General features: G+C 55.6%; 1 rRNA gene. It reads right to left on the bottom strand.

Going from position 1 to position 828, the window contains the following annotated elements:
* A 23S ribosomal RNA gene (locus KYX17_RS31580) occupies positions 1-474 on the bottom strand; the annotation flags it as partial.
* Positions 475-828: the final 354 nt, after the last annotated feature.

The raw sequence follows: 828 nt of genomic DNA, 5'->3' as shown, positions 1-828 counted from the left end.
ACGGGCCCCGTGCTACTTGGGATACTCTCCACGCCAGAACACATGTTTCGACTACGGGGCTGGCACCCACTATGGCCCGCCTTTCAAGACGGTTCGTCTACACGCTTCTGTAACGCCACCAGCTCGGCAGAACTGGTAGGAAAGTCCCACAACCCCGAACATGCAACGCCTGCCGGCTATCACACACACTCGGTTTAGCCTCATCCGCTTTCGCTCGCCACTACTCACGGAATCACATGTTGTTTTCTCTTCCTGTGGGTACTGAGATGTTTCACTTCCCCACGTTCCCTCTACCCGCCCTATATATTCAGACGGGAGTCACTAGGTCGGCACGCCGCCCAGCGGGGTTTCCCCATTCGGACACCCTCGGATCAAAACTTGCTTATCAGTTCCCCGAGGCTTATCGCAGATTGCTACGTCCTTCTTCGGCTCCAGATGCCAAGGCATCCACCGTTTGCTCTTAAAGACTTGAAATCACATGAGTACAATCCAAAAAGAATTGTCTATCGTTACGAACCCCACACCCGAAGGCATGGGATCTTTAAGATGCTCGCGTCCACTGTGTAGTTCTCAAAGTACGGGCGGTACCCCTCCCACCCTCCCCACGGGGGAGACCAGAAAAGGCCCAGAGGATTCAGACAAAACGTCTGGTCCCTCAGGACCCAACAGCGTGCAGACACCCACCCCAAAACCCCCACCGTTCCCACCGCCGAAGCAGCGTACTAAGCAGAACCCTTGGTCCTGGTGTCATGTCAAATGTTCCACCCATGAGCTCCGGTCACACACATTCGGTGCGAATCCGGCTCTGACAGCCCCAAAGGACTGCAG

It is taken from the genome of Microbacterium sp. CIAB417, from assembly GCF_022788845.1.
This window is presented reverse-complemented; position numbering and strand designations above follow the sequence as displayed.